A 17,854-nucleotide genomic window follows, 5' to 3' on the forward strand; every position below is an offset into this window, starting at 1 on the left:
GATGACCCAAACGACGCGCATCCGACAACCGCTCCAACAACACCAAACCAACCCCCTCACCCCACCCCGTCCCATCCGCCGCCCCCGCAAACGACTTACACCGACCATCACCCGACAAACCACCCTGACGAGAGAACTCGAGCATCAACGCCGGGGTCGACATGATCGTGACGCCCCCGACGACGGCGAGGGAGCATTCCCCGCTGCGCAGTGCCCGGGCACCGAGGTGCATGGCCACCAGCGAGGCAGAACAGGCAGTGTCCACCGTGACGGCCGGCCCTTCGAACCCGTAGGTGTAGGCGATCCGGCCGGAGGCGACGCTCATCAGATTGCCGGCGAGCAGATAGCCACCGGCTTGGTCCGGCTGGTCGAGCAGATCGCCCGCGTAGTCCCGGCCGGACATACCGATGTAGACACCGGTTCGACTGCCCCGCAACGAATCAGGCGCGATACCCGCCCGCTCGAACAACTCCCACGACACCTCCAGCAACAACCGCTGCTGCGGATCCATCGCCAACGCCTCACGCGGCGAGATCCCGAACAACTCAGCATCGAAATCCGCCGCGTCGTAGAGGAACCCACCACGGTCGGTTCGTGACGAACGCACATGCTCGGCGTCCCACCCGCGGTCCTCGGGATAGGTCGAGATGACGTCGTCGCCCCGTTCGACCAACCGCCACAACTCTTCGGGTGTCCCGACGCCGCCTGGGTATCGGCAGCTCATGCCCACGATCGCGATCGGCTCGTCCGACACGTCCGCTTCCGGCTGTGCCTCGGGCTCGCCGGCCGCGCCGGTCTCGGCCGCGACGATGTGGCGGGCCAGCTCCGCCGGTGTCGCGTAGTCGAAGATCACCGTCGTGGCCAGCGTCAACCCGGTGGCTGTGTTGAGCCCATTACGGAGTTGCACCGCGGTGAGGGAGTCGAAGCCGATCTCGCTGAACGTCCTGTCGGGATCGCCGGACTCCGTGCGACCCAGCACTGCCGTCATCTGCGCCTGGATCAGGCCCATGACCTCGCGCAGCCGACGACCGTCGCCGCGCGCGACAGGCACCGACGGTACGTGGACGGTCTTCGCGGCCGGTGGACGCTCGGTCGGCTTCGGCAGTGAGATCCGCCGGGCTCCGGTCCCGGCGAAATGGTGTGTCCAGTCGACCGGCACTCCTTCGACATAAGCCGCGGCCACGGCCGCCTGAAACCGCCGCGCACTGGTGTCGTCGCGACGCAGCGTGCCCAGCGCCACGGCCTGAACGCCGGCGTTCTCGAAGATGTCGTGCATCGACATGGTCAGCGCGGGACGCGGGGCGATCTCGAGAAAATGCCGATACCCGTAATCGAGCATTCGGCGCATCGCGGCCTCGAACTGAACGGTCTCGCGGAGGTTGCGGCCCCAATGGCTTCCCGTCAACTGCTCGGAATCGAGCAGATCGGCGGTGACGGTGGAGCAGAACGGGATCCGCGCGACGCGTGGGCGAATCGGCGCCAATGCCGTGCGCAGCGATACTTCGGAGCCGTCGAACTGCGCGGTGTGCACCGCAGCACCCACCGGCACCCGTTGTGCTCGGATACCACCGCGAGCGAGGTCGGCCAGCACGGCCGACACCGCGTCCGGATCGCCCGCCACCACCGAGGAATTCGGACCGTTGTGCCCTACCACCCGCGCCCGATCGGTTATCTCGGCGAGCCGGCCCGTCAAGCGTTCGGCGGAGAGCGCGGCGATCATCATCGCACCCTGTCCATCCAGACTTGCCTGTTCCACGCTGAAATGAGCCACCGTCCGCGCGATATCCGACAGGGACAACGCGCCCGAGACATGCGCCGCGGGGATCTCGCCGAGGCTGTATCCCAGCACGGCGTCGGGCTCCACACCGGCCTCGCGCCAGAGCGCGGTGAGCGCGATCGAGACTGCGCACGACACCGGTTGCGCCACATCCAGACGGTCGAGGGACGGGGCGCCGGGACGCTCCAGCAGCACATCGGTCAACGACCAATCCGTGAAGGGCGACAGCGCCCGCTCGAAGGCAGCTATCTCTGCCCGGAAGGTGGCCGACGAGTCGAGCAGCTGCCGCGCCATCCCCGGCCACTCGATTCCGAACCCGGGATAGACGAGGACGACACCGCCGCCCGTCTTCGCCTGGCCCACGCAGATGTCCGCATGCGGTTCACCCGATGCCAGCTGCCCGAGCAGGGTCATCAGATCCGCGTTGTCCGCCGCGATCACGGTCGCGCGATGTTCGCCCCGCGGATCTGTGCCTGCCAGCGAATAGGCGATGTCGAGTGGCTCGTGTTCGGGGTGCGCCGACATGAACTCGCGCAGCACGACGGCACGTTCGCGCAGGCTGTCCGGGTCGTCGGCAGACAAGACGAACACTCGAGAAGTCGCGGTATCCGCAGGGTTCATCGTCATCGCGCTCATTACTCCCGACCAAAATTGCACAAAGGTTGGCACCGAAAACGTAGCCGCAATTGCCCCTAATAGAGCACCCCTGCAATACCCCTAACATGTCGCCCGTTATTCGGCCGCAAGTCAGCGGTTGACAGCCATGGCCGCGCCGCGAATACTGACCGCAAGTGGCATGGTTGCGACCATTCTTGACAACCGTTCACGATCCCATCAGACGATCCATCCAGTCGGAAAGAGAATATGTATGTCTAAACATTTCGGGCGATTGATCTCATTCGAGATCGGCAGTAGAGATGTGGCAGCGACTCAAGGATTCTACGAGAAGGCCTTCGGGTGGACATTCACCAACGGCTCGGAGGGGCCCGGCAATCCCGCCGGTTTCGCGAATACCCCGGCCGGTAGTGTCACTCCCTTCGGCACGACGTGGGATACGCATCTCACCCCCGAGGGGCGCGAAATCCCCGAAGAGTATTTCGCGGTAATCCTGGAGGTCGACGATCTCGCGGAAACCTGCCGGCTCGTCGAGGAGGCGGGCGGCAAGGTCACCGTTCCGCCGACCACCAACGAGGACGGTACGTGTGATGTCGCGCATATTCACGACAATCGCGGCGTCCTGATCGGGCTGTACTCCATGAACATGAGCGACGACTCGCTGCCGAGCCCGAACCCGGTCCCGCTCGACCAGATCGGAAAGACACCACTTCCCGATGCACTGGCCGACAAACCGCGAGCCAAGAGTCGCTGGACAACCGAAAACTGAAGAAACCACACAGGCGCCATTCCAGATCCAGGGAATGGCGCCTGTGATATTTATGGCTACATCGGATTCAGGAGTATTGAAATGACAATACAGAAGAAGTTCGACAGCGACGGATTCGTACACATCGAGGGATTTCTCGACGGCCGCGAGATCCGCACCCTGCTCGAAGTGGCCGCGCAGATCGGACACGGGACGGGGGCCGGATATTTCGGTAAGCGACTCGCCTCCGTGCTCGACGATCCGTCACGCATCGACCCCGCCGTCCGGGGAAAATTGAAGGATGTTCAGCGGGAGCTGTTCGGATGCGACATGCTCCTGACGCAGAGTGCGTTCTTCTCGGTGGATCCGGACGATCCCGAGCACTCGGTGAACTTCCCGTTCCACCAGGAGCACGGCTCCTACTACGACTTTCGAGAACATCTGCGATACACGAACCTGTACATGGTTCTCGACAAAGCGGACCCCACCGAGTCGAACGTCACCATTATTCCGTTCTCCGAGCTGGCGGCGGCCGACCAGGAACTCCATACCTTGGCGGTCGGCTCCGGTGCAGCCCGCTACACGGGGCGAACCCGCCTCGATGACGACTCGGGAAGTTCGGTTCAGTTCCAGGCGGATCTGGAGGTGCTGGCGCACACGCCCCTGCTCTCCCCCGGTGACCTGCTGCTCCTGCGCGGAGACATCATTCACCGGACGCAGAACCAGAAGTGCCGGCGGACCGCGATCTCCATCCGGTCCGTGGCTCCCGACGTCGTCTGCCACCGTGAGCAATTCGAGAAGCGCGGCGGTCAGAAGTTGGCGTTCATGCTGAGCGACCTCCCGTATTACGGAGGACGGGACTACATCTTCGAGATGATGGGCAAGGATCGGATGTCGGCGCAACAGTTGCAGAGCGCCCGCGGCCAGCTGACGAAGGCCGGCAGCTCCCCTGCCCTCGACAAGCACATCGCGTCGTTCTCGGCGAAGCTCAAAGAACTTCAGCGCAGTTTGCGAATGGATGCTGCTCACGGGTGACGCCGGAGCGAAATTCGTCCCACTTCCGGTTGTGGCCGATGCTATCGGCCACAACCGGAAGTGGGACAGCTCCTAATCCGCCGATTCCCCACCGGCCGTGGTCCCCCTGGAGAACACGATGGGAATCCATGGCAAGGAGCGCGGGCCACCCGGCGCGAACTCGACAACCATATCTGGCGCAGTGGCATCGCCCAGTGCTTCGAAGGCTGCGCGACTGTACGCACGGAGCGTGCCGATGAGGGAATCGTGGAGAAATGGCAGCACCGCTGACATCGGTGAAACCATCAGTACCGCGATCGCGGTGGGTATCAGCATCACAGGAGCGAGCAACAACCCCAGAGTCGACGGGCGCTCCAAGTCTATGACCAGGAACTTCTTACCCACACGTGTCGCGTCGGCGATTACCCGGCAGGCGTCCTCCGGTGGCAGGTGGTGCATGGAGACGGCAAATACGACAAGGTCGAAGCTGTCTTCCGGGAAATCGATCTCGGTGGCATCGATCAGCTTTACCGTGCAACGCGGGTGCGCCCCCAGAGGACCTGCTGCGATATTGTCCACCGATGCCGGATCGATATCGCTGACGGTCACTTCGGCCGAGGAATGCAGGCTCAGAATTTCGGCCGTCACCCCGCCATGGCCTGCACCGAGCTCCAAGATTCTCGGCTTGTCGATGCCCGCGACCTGATCCAATACCATCTGCGCGTTGAGCGTATGAAGCCCGAATCGATCACCGAACCGGTCGAGGGTCCCGATCACTTTCTGCTTCAGTGCGTCGGAAATATCGTAGCGGTCAGTCAATTCTGGTCTCTGCGTTTGGAATCGGCGATTCAACCATGACGCATCCGGTCCGCCACGCGGCATCCGAGCGATCTCCGCAGCGGTGAGTTGAGCACGCATCATTTTCCCTCTCTTGCCCCGACCTCGGTGGCCGACAGCTGTATCCCCCGACAAGGAATGTTTTTCATCGAGTCCCCGGCTCCGCGCCGCGGGCAAGTTCGGCGTCCGACGCCACGCGCTTGTCACCGACGGTCTCGCATATCCACCGCTCGACCGATGCAGCGGTCTCCAGTGCGTATTCCTCGGCCATGCTGAAATGGTCGCCCGCCACCGTTATCTCGTCATGGGGCAGCGTCCAGATCGCCGATACCCCGGTGTCGGAATCCGGCTCGGCGGCCGCGACGAACAATGTGGGACAAGCCAATTCCCGGCGCTCCCAGTTGGCCAGCAGCCGGTAATAACCGGCCATCGCGGTGAGCCTGATGTCATCCATTTGGCCCACCCGCGCTTCGTGCCCCTCCAGCGCACGGAGCGCACCCGGTTGGACCCGTATGGTCTCGTCGGTCCCGATCTCGAACGAATCGAGCAGTACCACCGCCTCAGCCGGGCTCGCGATCTTCTCCAGACGGAGTTCGACAGCATGGGCGATGGATCCCCCAGAGGAACGGCCCATCAGCACGAAACGTCGGCCATCGGCGATCTGGACGATCTGATCTGCCAGCATCTCCACAAACACTTCCCAGGTTTCCGGAAGATTCTCGCCATCGTGAAAACCAGGTAGCGGCAACACCCAGAGGTCACGCTTACCCTCGAAATGCCTTGCCATTCGCGAGAATTCGTATTCTCCTGAGAGCGGACTGGTCGCGGGGATGCCGATGAGGACAACGGGATCAGAGCCCGAAGCGAGTTTCACCGGCGGCCGTGTCATGTTCATCTCCGTCGCCGCGCCGAAGGTCGGTCGCAATCTCGCCGCAGCCATGGCCATTTCGTTCGCTTCCACGAAACGGCCCGCGGTGCAGGCGGCGCGATAGAGCGAAGCGATGCTGAGCGAGCCCGGCGATGCCGCCGATCGTGGCTGTTCCTCCTCGGCCATCAGCTCTCCCACATGCTCGGCCAGCAACCGCCCGGTGGGGTAGTCCATCGCCACCGCGGAGGGCAGAGCCAGGCCCGTCAGGCTCTTGAGCCTGTCGCGCAGTTCGATCGCAGTGAGCGAATCGAATCCGAGCTCGATGAAAGGGCGGTCCGGCTCGACCCCACCACCGCCGGCGATTTTGAGCACACCGGCGACCTCGGTGGAGATCATCTCGATCAAGTTCGCACGCTGCTGCTCGGCGGGTAGCTCTGCCATCTGCGCACGCCAGGCGGTCCGATCGGGTCCCTCTGTTGCCGGGGTCGTAGACGCCGCCTTGATCGCCGGAATCTCCGAGATCAGTGGACTCGGCCGGGCGATGGTGAAGGTCTCCGCCCACCAGGCCCAGTCCACATCGGCGACGGTGACGACGGTATCGGCACTGGCGATCGCGGCGGCCATGGCCTCGGCGGCGACGTCGGGCGGCATCAACCGCATGCCCCGCGGCCCCATGATCTCGATGGGCGCGCCCTCGGCCATACCGCCACCGTCCCAGCCACCCCAGGCCACCGATGTGCCCGGACGGCCGGACGCTCTGCGTTGCAAGGCCAACCCGTCCAGATACGCGTTGCCGAGCGCATATACGGCATTGCCCGCACTACCCCAGGACGAGGCACCCGAGGAGAACAACACGAACGCGTCCAGATCCAGCTCTCGGGTGAGCGTGTCCAGATTGCGCGCACCAAGGACCTTTCCGGCGGTCGCCAGCGCCACCTGCTCGACCGTGGTCTCGGGCAGCATCCCGTAGTAGGCGATCCCCGCGGTGTGCACCACCGCTCGCAACGGGAATTCGGCGGGTATCCCCTCGATGGCCGAGGCCAGCGCGGTTCGGTCCGCGATGTCACACGCGACGAAGGAAACCTCGGCGCCCAGTTCGCGCAGCTCCGTCTCCAGCCCGGGGGCCGAGGCGGCACGATCGCCGCTCCGGCTGATCAGCATGATGTGGTCGGCGCCGTTGGCCGCGGCCCACCGGGCGACGTGTCCACCGAGCGCCCCGGTGCCACCGGTGATCAGGACGGTGCCGCGGGGATTCCACAAACCGGCGTCGGCCTTGTCGGCGATCAACCGGCGCCCGAACACATTTCCGCCGCGGATGGCGACCTGGTCCTCACCGTGCTCACCGGACACAACCGCCATGAGGAGCGCTCCGAGATCATCCCCGATCGTCTCGGGCAGATCGATCAGGCCTCCCCAGCTGTACGGCTGCTCCAGCGCGACAACTCGCCCCAGCCCCCACAACTGTGCGTGCGCGGGCACCGGCGCCGGATCGTCGCTTCCCGTCCCCACCGCGCCGCGGGTCAGCCACCACGACTTCGCTTCGACGCCGAGGTCGGACAACGCCTGATTCAGGATCAGATTCCCGGAAACAGCGGCCGCGACATCGGGGTAGCCGGGGTCGGCGGATTCGGTGAAGGCCAGCAGCGACAACACCCCGTCGAACGCGGGTCGAGATCCGGCTACCACGCGGATCTTCTCCGCCAGACCGGCCCGATCATCGGCCGGCGCCGCAGTCACCACCACGCAGTGGTCGGGGTCCAGACCTGACAACACCGCATCGGTCGCCGCCGCAGCGCTCTCGTCGGCGTATCGCACCACCAGCCATCGGCCGGCCGGTCCCGCAGAAGGAGCCTGGAACAGCCGCCACTCGTCCACATAGCGACAGGCATCCGCCAGTTTGCTCCGACGAGCGGCGCGACGCCACCGCACCAGCGCCGCGAGCAATTCGCTCGACCCGGCCTCGGGGTCGGCACCGACCACGTCCGCGAGTCTTTCCGGCCGGCCGCTTTCGATGAGATCCCAGAGTTCCGCGTCGATCGGATCGACCGTGCCGGTGTCCGCGTCGGGCGAGCTGAGTTCGAGCCAATAACGTTCCCGCTGAAAGGCGTACGTCGGCAACGGCACCGGCTCGGCGGTCGCCGCGTCGGGCAGCGCGGCGGACCAATCCACTGCGAGTCCGTGCGTCCACGCCTGCGCCAATGCCTCCACCGTGCGATGCCTGCCGCCCTCACCACGGCGCAGGGTGCCGAACGCGACGACCGGTACGCCGCCATGGTCGGCGGCCTGCTGCACCGCGGGCACCAGCACCGGATGCGAGCTGACTTCGATGAACAACCGGTATCCCTGCGCCAGCATGCTTTCCATCACCGGGGCGAAAAGCACTGAGGCCTGTGCGCTTTCGGCCCAGTAGTGCGCGTCCATCTCGCTGCCATCGATCAGCGCGGCGCGGACCGTCGAGTAGATCGGGATCCGACCCGGTCGAGGGTTGATCGTCGTCAATTCCTCGATCACGCGTCGCTGCGTCGCCGCGTCGACCTGCGCCGAGTGCCCGGCTCCGTCCGCATCGATCCGCCGGGCCCGCACACCGATTCGCGCACATTCGGCGACCACTTCGTCCAGGGCCGCGAGCTCACCCGAGATCACCGTTGTCGCGGGACCGTTGAGTGCGGCGATCGACAATCGGCCATCGAATCGAGCGATGATCTCGCGCGCTCGCGCGCAGGGCACGGCCAGCGAAACCATGCCGCCTCGGCCGGCCAGACGCTCGGTCAGCACCCGGCTGCGCCGGGCAACCACCATGGCGGCATCCTCGAGTCCGAGCGCGCCCGCGACACAGGCCGCGGCGATCTCCCCCGACGAATGACCGACCAGCACATCCGGAGTCACACCGCACGCCTCCCACACCGCGGCCAGCGATACGGAGACGGCGAAGCTGATCGGATGTATGACATCCACCCGTTGACGCGGCTCGGCGACGTCGGCTCCGAACACAGTCAGCAGCGAACTGTCGTCTCCCGAAACGACATCCAGCAGCGACCAGCCGGTGAGGGGATCCATCGCCTCGGCGCATTCCCGCATCCGCTCCGCGAACACAGCGTCGGCCGCCAGCAACTCCCGGCCCATGTCGAGCCATTGCGAGCCCTGCCCCGGAAAGACGAACACCGCCCTGTCGTCGGCGACACCACCGGTGACCACACCGGGCGCACCGCGCCCATCCGCCAGTGCCGCGAGCCCGTCCAGTAGACCCGCACGGTCGGCGGCGACTACGGCCCCCCGGTGCTCGAGCGCTGCCCGGGTGGTGACCAACGAGGTCGCGACGGCTGCCGGTGACAGTTCCGGATTCGCTCGAATATGGGCGTGCAGCCGTGCCGCTTGCGCGCGCAGTCCTGACTCGTTGTGCGAAGACAGGACCCAGGAAACGATGCCGGAAGCCGACGGGTTGTCCGGCGCTTGCTCGGGTTGCTCCGGTGCCTGTTCGAGGATGACATGCGCGTTGGTGCCCGAGACTCCGAAGGACGACACCCCCGCCCGCCTCGGACGACCGGTCACCGGCCACGGCACCGCCGCCGTCACCAACTCCACCCCACCCGACGACCAATCCACCTGCGGCGTCGCCACATCCACATGCAACGTCGCAGGCACCACACCCCGCCGCAACGCCTCCACCATCTTGATCACACCCGCCACACCCGCAGCAGCCTGCGTATGACCAATATTCGACTTCACCGACCCCAACAACAACGGCCGACCCACCGGCCGATCCCGACCATAAGTCGCCAACAACGCCTGCGCCTCGATCGGATCACCCAACACCGTCCCCGTCCCATGCCCCTCCACCACATCCACCTCAGAGGCCCCCAACCCCGCACTCACCAACGCCGCACGCACCACCCGCTGCTGCGCCGGACCATTCGGAGCCGAGAATCCATTGGACGCGCCATCCTGATTGACGGCGCTACCAGCCACCACCGCCAACACCCGATGACCCAGACGACGCGCATCCGACAACCGCTCCAGCAACACCAAACCGACGCCCTCACCCCACCCCGTACCGTCCGCCGACGCGGCGAATGCCCGGCACCGGTTGCTCGGCGACAGTCCGCCCTGACGCGACAATCTGGTGAAGACGCTCGGTGACGACATGATCGCGACTCCGCCTGCGACCGCCATCGCGCATTCGCCACTACGGACCGACTGCGCGGCCAGGTGCAGGGCAACCAGGGAGGACGAGCACGCGGTGTCGACCGTCACCGCCGGCCCCGAGAGGCCCAGCTCATAGGAGATCCGTCCGGACAAGGCGCTGGCCGAACTTCCGGTCAGGACATAACCTTCGGTGTCGGCACCGCCGAAAACCGCTTTGATGGCGTGGTCCTGCGGTGTACCACCCACGAAGACACCGGTAGCGCTTCCCCGCAGTGACAGCGGATCTATCCCGGCGCGTTCGAACAGCTCCCACGACACCTCGAGCAGCACCCGCTGCTGCGGATCCATCGCCAACGCCTCACGCGGCGAGATCCCGAACAGACTCGCGTCGAATTCAGTGACGCCGCGGACGAATCCACCCTCGTGTTTCGGTGGAGCGCCCGCATCGCCCCGACCGATGGCCGACGACAGTTCGAGTTCCCAGCCGCGGTCATCAGGTGGCGCCGAGATCGGATCCCGGCCGGATATCAGCAGAGACCAGAGATCGTCCGGCGATTCGACGTCACCGGGATAACGGCAATTGGCCGCGACGATGACGATCTGCTCGTCGGTGCTCGCCACCGCCGACATCGTGGCGGCCTCGCTGTGGGAACCGAACAGCTCGTCTCGGAGAAAGGCACCGACGGCGGCGACCGTGGGGTGATCGAATACCAATGTGCTGGGCAGGCGTAGTCCGGTCGAACGGTTGAGCCGGTTGCGGAGATCGATCGCGGTCAGCGAATCGAATCCCTGCTCCGAAAACGCGGCGACCGGATCGATGGCCTCGGGCCCGGCGTGTCCGAGCACCTCGGCAGCCTGGGCTCGCACCATGTCGGCGAGGTGGCGCACTCGCTCGGCATCCGACTTCGTCGCCAGGCGGCGCAGCAGTTCCGGATCTCCGGAGGCATCTCGCGCCGCGTTGTCGCCGGCGCCGACACCCGGCAAGCCGCCGATCAGCGGGCTCCGGCGGGCGATGGTGAACATTTCAGCGAACCGCGCCCAGTCCACATCTGCGATGGTCACGGTGGTGTCGGCGCGGCCGACGGCATGGACCAGTGCCTGCACGGCTACATCCGGGTCCATCTCCCGAAGTCCTTGGCGCAGAAGCAGTTCCTTCGATCCCCGCTGCACCATTCCGCTGCCGCCCCAGGCACCCCACGCGATCGACGTCGCCGCCAGGCCGAGCGCCTTTCGCTGCCGGGCGAGGCCGTCGAGGAAGGCGTTGCCCGCGGCGTACACAGCATTGCCCGCACTGCCCCAGGTCGCCGCGGCAGAGGAGAACAACAGGAACGCCGCCAGCCCGTGGTGTCGGGTCAGTTCGTCGAGATTGCGTGCGCCGAGTACCTTGCCGGCGTTGGACTCTCCGAAGCTGTCCACTGTGCAATCGTTCAGCGGCTCGAATCGCGCCGCACCTGCGGCGTGCACGACCGCGGTGAGCGGAAATTCCTCCGGAATGTCGGCCAGCACCGCGGCGAGCGCGTTGCGATCGGCGGCATCGCACGCCGCGATCGTGACCAGCGCACCGGATTCGCGTAGTTCGGCGGCCAACTCGCGGGCGCCCGGCGCCCGCTCGCCACTGCGGCCGAGGAGTAGTACATGGTCAGCTCCGTGCGCGGCTACCCACCGGGCCACCCGCCCGCCCAGCGCACCGGTACCGCCGGTGATCAGGACCGTGCCGGCCGGCCGCCAGCCCTTCTCGGGCTCCACGTCGCCGAGCGCCGGATCCAGGGCGAGGCGACGGCCGAAGACGCCGTCGTGTCGCACGGCGAGTTGATCTTCGTCGAAATCAGCGGCCAGTACGGCGGTCACGCGGTCCGCGACATCGGAGTCGACGGCACCGGGAAGATCGATCAAACCACCCCAGCGCTGGGGATACTCCAGTGCCGCCACCCGCCCGACGCCCCACAGCTGACTTTCCATGGGGTCGCCGACGGTTCCGACGGGGACCGCCGCACGGGTCAGACACCACAGTCGCGCCTCGATGCCGGCATCGCCGAGCGCCTGGATCAACACTATCGACGCGCCGAGACCGATCGTCAGTTCGGGATGCGCGGGATCGATCCGCCGGTCCAGCCCCAATACCGACACGATGCCGGAAATAGGCTCCACTGCAGGAGGATTCGTCGTCACAGCACGGAGCGAGTCCGCCATCCGGGCGCGATCGAGGCTGTGGGTGGTTACCCGGATCACGGTGGCGCCCCGCGCGGTCATCGAGGCGGCGACGGCGCACGAGTCGTCCGTATGATCACCGACCAGCAGCCAGGTACCGGACAACGCGCCGGCCGGAATGTCGAGCCGCTGCCAGTCCTCGCGCAATCGCCACGCGTCCGAGCGCGATCGGTCCCGGTGCCGCTGTCGCCAGGACAGCAGGCCGGGCAGCAGCCGCTCGACGAGCTCGGCCTCGACGTCCCACAGGTCGGCCAATCCAGCGGTATCGCCCTCGTCGACGGCGGCCCACGGCATGGCGTCGGCTGAATCCCCGGGCGCCCTCGGCACTTCTGTGCCGGTCAGCCAATAGCGCTGCCGCTGAAAAGCATAAGTGGGCATCTCCGTGCGCGCGACGGGCAATCCGTCGAAGGCAGCCGACCAATTCACGGCAGCTCCGTGAATCCATGCCTGCGCAAGCGATTCCAGAAGCCGCCGACGGCCGCCCTCACCGCGGCGCAGGGTCTCCAACGCCACGGCCGCGGCATCGTCAGCGTCGATGATCTGCTCGATGGCCGGCACCAAGACCGGATGTGGGCTCACCTCGATGAAGAATCGGTGATTGTCCGCCAGCAGAGCCTGCACCGAGGTACTGAATCGCACCGGTTGGCGCAGGTTCTCCACCCAATACCGCGCATCCAGCTCCGACCCGCTCAGCAAACCACCGCGCACCGTGGAATACATCGGCATCCGGCCCGTCGTCGGCGCCACCCCCGCCAAGGCACCGGCCAGCTCCGCTGCCACCGCGTCGACCTGCACCGAATGCGACGCGTAGTCCACCTCGATCCGACGCGCCCGCACACCAGCTGCCGCGCACTCGGCGAGCAACTCCTCCAGCGCCGCCGGTTCGCCCGAGACCACCGTCGCCGCGGGACCGTTCATCGCAGCGACCGACATCCGGTTCCCGAACCTGGCCACCAGCTCGCGCACTCGATCCTCGGGCAGGCCCACCGAGACCATCCCCCCGACGCCCGACAACCGCCGTGCGATCACCGCACTCCGCGACACGACCACGCGCGCCGCATCAGCCAACGACAACGCGCCCGTCACGCACGCCGCCGCGATCTCGCCCTGCGAGTGCCCCACAACCACATCCGGTACCACACCGAACGACTCCCACACCGCCGCCAACGACACCATCACGGCAAACGAAACCGGCTGCACCACATCCACACGGTCCAATCCCGGACCATGTTCGCCTGCGACGGCATCCAGCAACGACCACCCCGTCATCGGGTCCATCACCACCGCGCACTCGCCCATCCGCGCCGCGAAAACCTCGCTGGTCTCGAGCAGCTCACGCCCCATACCCACCCACTGAGCGCCCTGGCCCGGAAACACGAACGCCACCCGGCCGACGCGAGCGGCAGCGCCGGTCGCGAGTACCACCCGGTCCTGAGCTGTCGGGTCGAGCAGGTCGGCGGACGGATCCGGGAAACCATCAGCGAGCACCACTGCTCGGTGTGGCAGCGTGGCCCGGGTCGTAGCCAGCGAGTAGGCCGCGTCCGCGAGTGTGATTCCGCGGTCATCGGACAGAAACGAGGCCAGTCGGCTCGACTGCGCGGCGAGGGCCGCCGTCGTCCGTGCCGAGACGACCAGCGGTACCATCGGAGCGGGCGCACGCACGTCATCGGCCGGTTCCGCCGCCGAGACCGGCGCCTGCTCGAGGACGAGATGCACGTTGGTGCCCGAGGCGCCGAAGGAAGACACTCCAGCCCGGCGCACCCGCCCCGCTTCCGGCCACACCCGCGACCGCGTCACCAGCTCCACCCCGCCCGACGACCAATCCACCTGCGGCGTCGGCGCATCCACATGCAACGTCGCAGGCACCACACCCCGCCGCAACGCCTCCACCATCTTGATCACACCCGCCACACCCGCGACGGCCATCGTGTGACCGATGTTCGACTTGATCGAACCGAGCAACAACGGCTGCCCCACCGCCCTGTCCCGACCGTAGGTCGCCAACAGCGCTTGCGCCTCGATCGGATCACCCAACACCGTGCCCGTGCCATGCGCCTCGACCACGTCCACATCGGCGCAGCTCAGGCGCGAGTTGTCCAGTGCCTCACGAATAACTCGCTGTTGCGCTGGACCGTTCGGTGCGGTCAAGCCGTTCGACGCTCCGTCCTGGTTGACCGCGCTGCCGCGTATCACGGCCAAGACCGGGTGCCCGTTCCGCCGCGCATCCGACAACCGCTCCAACAGCACGAGGCCGACCCCCTCGCCCCAGGCCGTTCCGTCAGCCGACGCCGCGAACGACTTGCAGCGGCCGCTGGAGGACAACCCCTCCTGCGCCGAAAACTCGGCGAACACACTGGGTGTCGACATCACCGCGACACCGCCGGCGATCGCAAGTGAGCATTCGCCGCCGGTCAGCGCCCGCGCTGCCAGATGCATGGCTACCGCCGACGACGAGCACGCAGTATCGATGGTGACGGCCGGGCCCTCCAGGCCGAAGGTGTAGGAAATACGTCCCGACAGCACACTTCCCGCGCTCCCGGTCAGCAGATAGCCCTCGGTGTCCGCGCCGCCGAAGGCGGCCTTCACCGCGTGATCCTGTGAGGTCCCCCCGACGAACACGCCGGTCCGGTCGCCGCGCACGGACAGCGGGTCGATGCCTCCGCGCTCGAATACCTCCCAGGTCGCCTCGAGCAGCAGGCGCTGCTGAGGATCCATCGCCAGCGCTTCTCGCGGCGAAATCCCGAACAGCGCCGCGTCGAAATCGGCCGCGTCCTCGACGAAGCCGCCAACGATGAGATCGGCTTCGTCGGCGTCCCATTCGCGGTAGGCGGGCGGCGAGCCGATCGCGTCCACACCCGAGGAGACCAGCTCCCACAGCGCCTCCGGCGAGTCGGCCCCGCCCGGCAACCGGCAGCTCATGGCGATGATCGCCACCGGCTCGGCCGAGCCGGATTCAACCTCTTGTAGCCGCTTGCGAGTGGCTTGCAGATCTGCCGTCACGCGCTTGAGATACTGACGCAGCTTGTCCTCGTTGTGCACCGCACAGTCCTTTCGAGATTGCTAGATAGCCCGGACCGCGCCGGTCTCGGTAGAAGACGACAAAAGCTTCAGGTCGGACTCGACCATCAACGCCACGAGGTCCTCGAAGGGCATGGAGGGCTGCCACCCCAGCTCCCGTTGCGCCTTTCCGTAATCCGCGCACAGCAGATCGACCTCCGCCGGGCGAACGAACGCCGGATCAACAGTCACATGGTCACGCCAATCGAGCCCGGCGCAGGAAAAGGCCAGCTCGACGAATTCGCGCACGGTGTGCATGCTGCCGGTGCCGATGACGTAGTCCCCTGGTATGTCCTGCCGCACCATGAGGTGCATGGCGCGAACGTAGTCACCGGCGAAGCCCCAGTCGCGTTGCGCATCCAGATTGCCCAATCGCAGCTCACGCTCGAGCCCCAGCTTGATGCGGGCGACCCCCAACGTCACTTTGCGAGTCACGAACTCCGGTCCGCGCCGCGGGGACTCGTGGTTGAACAGGATTCCCGACGACGCGTGCATTCCGTAGGACTCGCGGAAGTTCTGGGTGATGTAATGCCCGTAGGCTTTGGCAACACCATAGGGACTCCGCGGATGAAATGATGTCAATTCATTCTGTGGAGTTTCACGCACCTTGCCGAACATTTCGGAGGAGGAGGCTTGGTAGAAGCGAATATCGGGAGTGGCCGACGGCTGAGAGGCTCGCACTCCACTGACAATGCGAATGGCCTCCAGAATCCGGAGCACCCCTACACCGGTGACCTCGGCGGTGATTTCCGCTTGCTGCCAAGAAAGCGGAACATAGGAAATGGCACCGAGGTTGTACACCTCATCGGGCACTACCTGCTCCATAGTCGAGATCAGGCTTCCCTGATCCAGTAGATCACCACGCGCGAACCGCACACTGGAAGTCAGATGCGGTGCAAGCGGCAGGCGTGGTTCCGCCTGCCCACGCAGCACGCCCCACACCTCGTATCCCTGTTCGAGAAGATATTCAGCCAGATAGGAGCCATCCTGGCCGGTGATCCCGGTGATCAATGCGCGTTTGGTCATGGCCTTCTTCGTCTCCCACCATCGATACGAGTTAGGCCGAAACTTAGCGACTTTCACCCCTAACATGACACCCCTGCCGTCCCCCTACCTCAGCCGGTGGACGAATTCTCCGATAAGTTCGAAAACACCGCTCGGACCGCCGGAATCTTCGGATCATTCCGGCGGTGGACGAGATTCAGGTCCGACTCGATACCCGCCCGCGTGCGGCGGCGATCAGATCACCGCCCCGCGCCACCCCGCCCAGCTTCCGATGACTTTCGGCCAGCTCGGCGGCGCGGTCAGCAAAGCTGCGCTCCGTCAGCAGCCGGATCAGCTTGCCGCTGATCTTCGTCGCGTCGAGAGCGGGCACATTGGGTACGGATAATCCGGTACCACTTTCGACAACGCGTGCCGCGTAATCGTGGCAGTCGACCCAGAACGGCAATACCAGAAGCGGCTTGCCGAAGTACAGACCTTCGTTGACCCCATTACCGCCACCGTGGTTGAAAAAGACCTTCACATGTGGGTGCGCAAGCACGCCGAGTTGCGAGGGAACCCAGGATTCGATGCGGAGATTGCCCGGTAGCGCATCGGGCAGCAACGCCTGTTGATCGGCCGGCAACTTCCACAGCACCCGATGCTCGGACCCTAGAGCCTCGATGACCTCGACAATGACACCGAGCTGCTCTCTGCTCAATCGCATAATTGTGCCGAACCCGATGTACACGATCGATTCGTGCGCGTCGAGCCATGCGGTCAGATCATCGTCCGCAGGGTTTCCGTCCGTATCATCGGTCACCATCGCACCGATCATTGTGACGTTGTCCGGCATCCCGGGGAAAGGTGGCTCCAGCTCAGGAACAGCGAAGCTCAGCACTTCCTCGGCCAGATCAGCATATTTTGATGGCAGTGCGTTGGGGTTCGGAACCCCGGCCGCCCTCCGGCGACGCGCGAGTGGAGCCGCCTTTTTCAGTCTGGCGGGTTTGAACAATGCGATACGACTACCGATATAGAACGATAGGTTGGCGATCCACAGCGAAAACGACATCTTGATCGGAAGGCCACTGAACGGCACTGGATACCTCAGCGGCAACCGCTCGAAATATACGCTGCTGAGCGGAATCGGAACCGTCATGATGTAGGGGATCCCGTGCATGAGAGCGGCATCGATCGCCCAGGGACTCGACGAATCGGCCACCACCAGCGCAGGCCGAATCCGTGCCATCTGTTCCATCAAATTCGAATACTTCTTCCACGCATCCTCGGGATGACCCACGGTGTCCAAGAACGCGTTGAAACGGTCGAGCATGGAACCTGTGCACAGCGACCGATAGGTCTCATCACTCCAATTCACCGGGTCGAGTTCGGGCTCGCGCGGACCGACCGAGACGAAGCGAATCGGTTCGAGCCCACCCTGATTCTCGACAACACTCTGCCGGTCGTCGGTCGAGGCGAACCACAGGCCGGGCTCGCCCCGCCGGGCCAGCTCGCCGGCCATCGTCAGCAAAGGGTTGATCAGGCCGGAATCGGGATTGGCCGCGAAGAGGATTCCCCCGGCTGTCGTGTCGTTCATATTTCTCTG

At 65.6% G+C, this 17,854-nt stretch carries 7 protein-coding genes; 2 read left to right on the forward strand and 5 right to left on the reverse strand.

Going from position 1 to position 17,854, the window contains the following annotated elements:
• On the reverse strand, nt 1–2,404 hold a 2,404-nt coding region (locus ACWF99_RS12535), incomplete at its 3' end, for a beta-ketoacyl synthase N-terminal-like domain-containing protein (RefSeq protein WP_452535983.1).
• 136 nt (nt 2,405–2,540) lie between these two features.
• Between ACWF99_RS12535 and ACWF99_RS12540 the strand changes: the two genes are divergently transcribed.
• Both ACWF99_RS12540 and ACWF99_RS12545 read left to right on the forward strand, forming a co-directional pair.
• Entirely contained in the window at nt 2,541–3,161 is a 621-nt protein-coding gene (locus tag ACWF99_RS12540; protein ID WP_452535984.1) for a VOC family protein, read from the forward strand.
• A gap of 168 nt (nt 3,162–3,329) precedes the next feature.
• Nucleotides 3,330–4,175, forward strand: a complete 846-nt coding sequence (locus ACWF99_RS12545; protein ID WP_452535985.1) for a hypothetical protein — start codon at nt 3,330–3,332, stop codon at nt 4,173–4,175.
• 72 nt (nt 4,176–4,247) lie between these two features.
• Here the strand turns inward: ACWF99_RS12545 and ACWF99_RS12550 are convergent, their stop codons facing one another.
• The 4 genes from ACWF99_RS12550 to ACWF99_RS12565 all read right to left on the reverse strand — a co-directional run bounded on the left by ACWF99_RS12550 (nt 4,248) and on the right by ACWF99_RS12565 (nt 17,845).
• Nucleotides 4,248–5,075, reverse strand: coding sequence for a class I SAM-dependent methyltransferase (locus ACWF99_RS12550; protein ID WP_452535986.1), 828 nt, complete (start codon nt 5,073–5,075; stop codon nt 4,248–4,250).
• Between the two features lie 61 nt (nt 5,076–5,136).
• Entirely contained in the window at nt 5,137–15,249 is a 10,113-nt protein-coding gene (locus tag ACWF99_RS12555) for a type I polyketide synthase (RefSeq protein WP_452535987.1), read from the reverse strand.
• A 21-nt stretch (nt 15,250–15,270) separates the two neighbouring features.
• Nucleotides 15,271–16,293, reverse strand: a complete 1,023-nt coding sequence (locus tag ACWF99_RS12560; protein WP_452535988.1) for a GDP-mannose 4,6-dehydratase — start codon at nt 16,291–16,293, stop codon at nt 15,271–15,273.
• Nucleotides 16,294–16,468: 175 nt separating this feature from the next.
• The gene (locus ACWF99_RS12565) at nt 16,469–17,845 is read right to left on the reverse strand and encodes a glycosyltransferase (RefSeq protein WP_452535989.1); all 1,377 of its coding nucleotides are present in this window, start codon (nt 17,843–17,845) and stop codon (nt 16,469–16,471) included.
• Nucleotides 17,846–17,854 lie beyond the last annotated feature (9 nt).

Source organism: Nocardia sp. NPDC055002 (assembly GCF_053608825.1).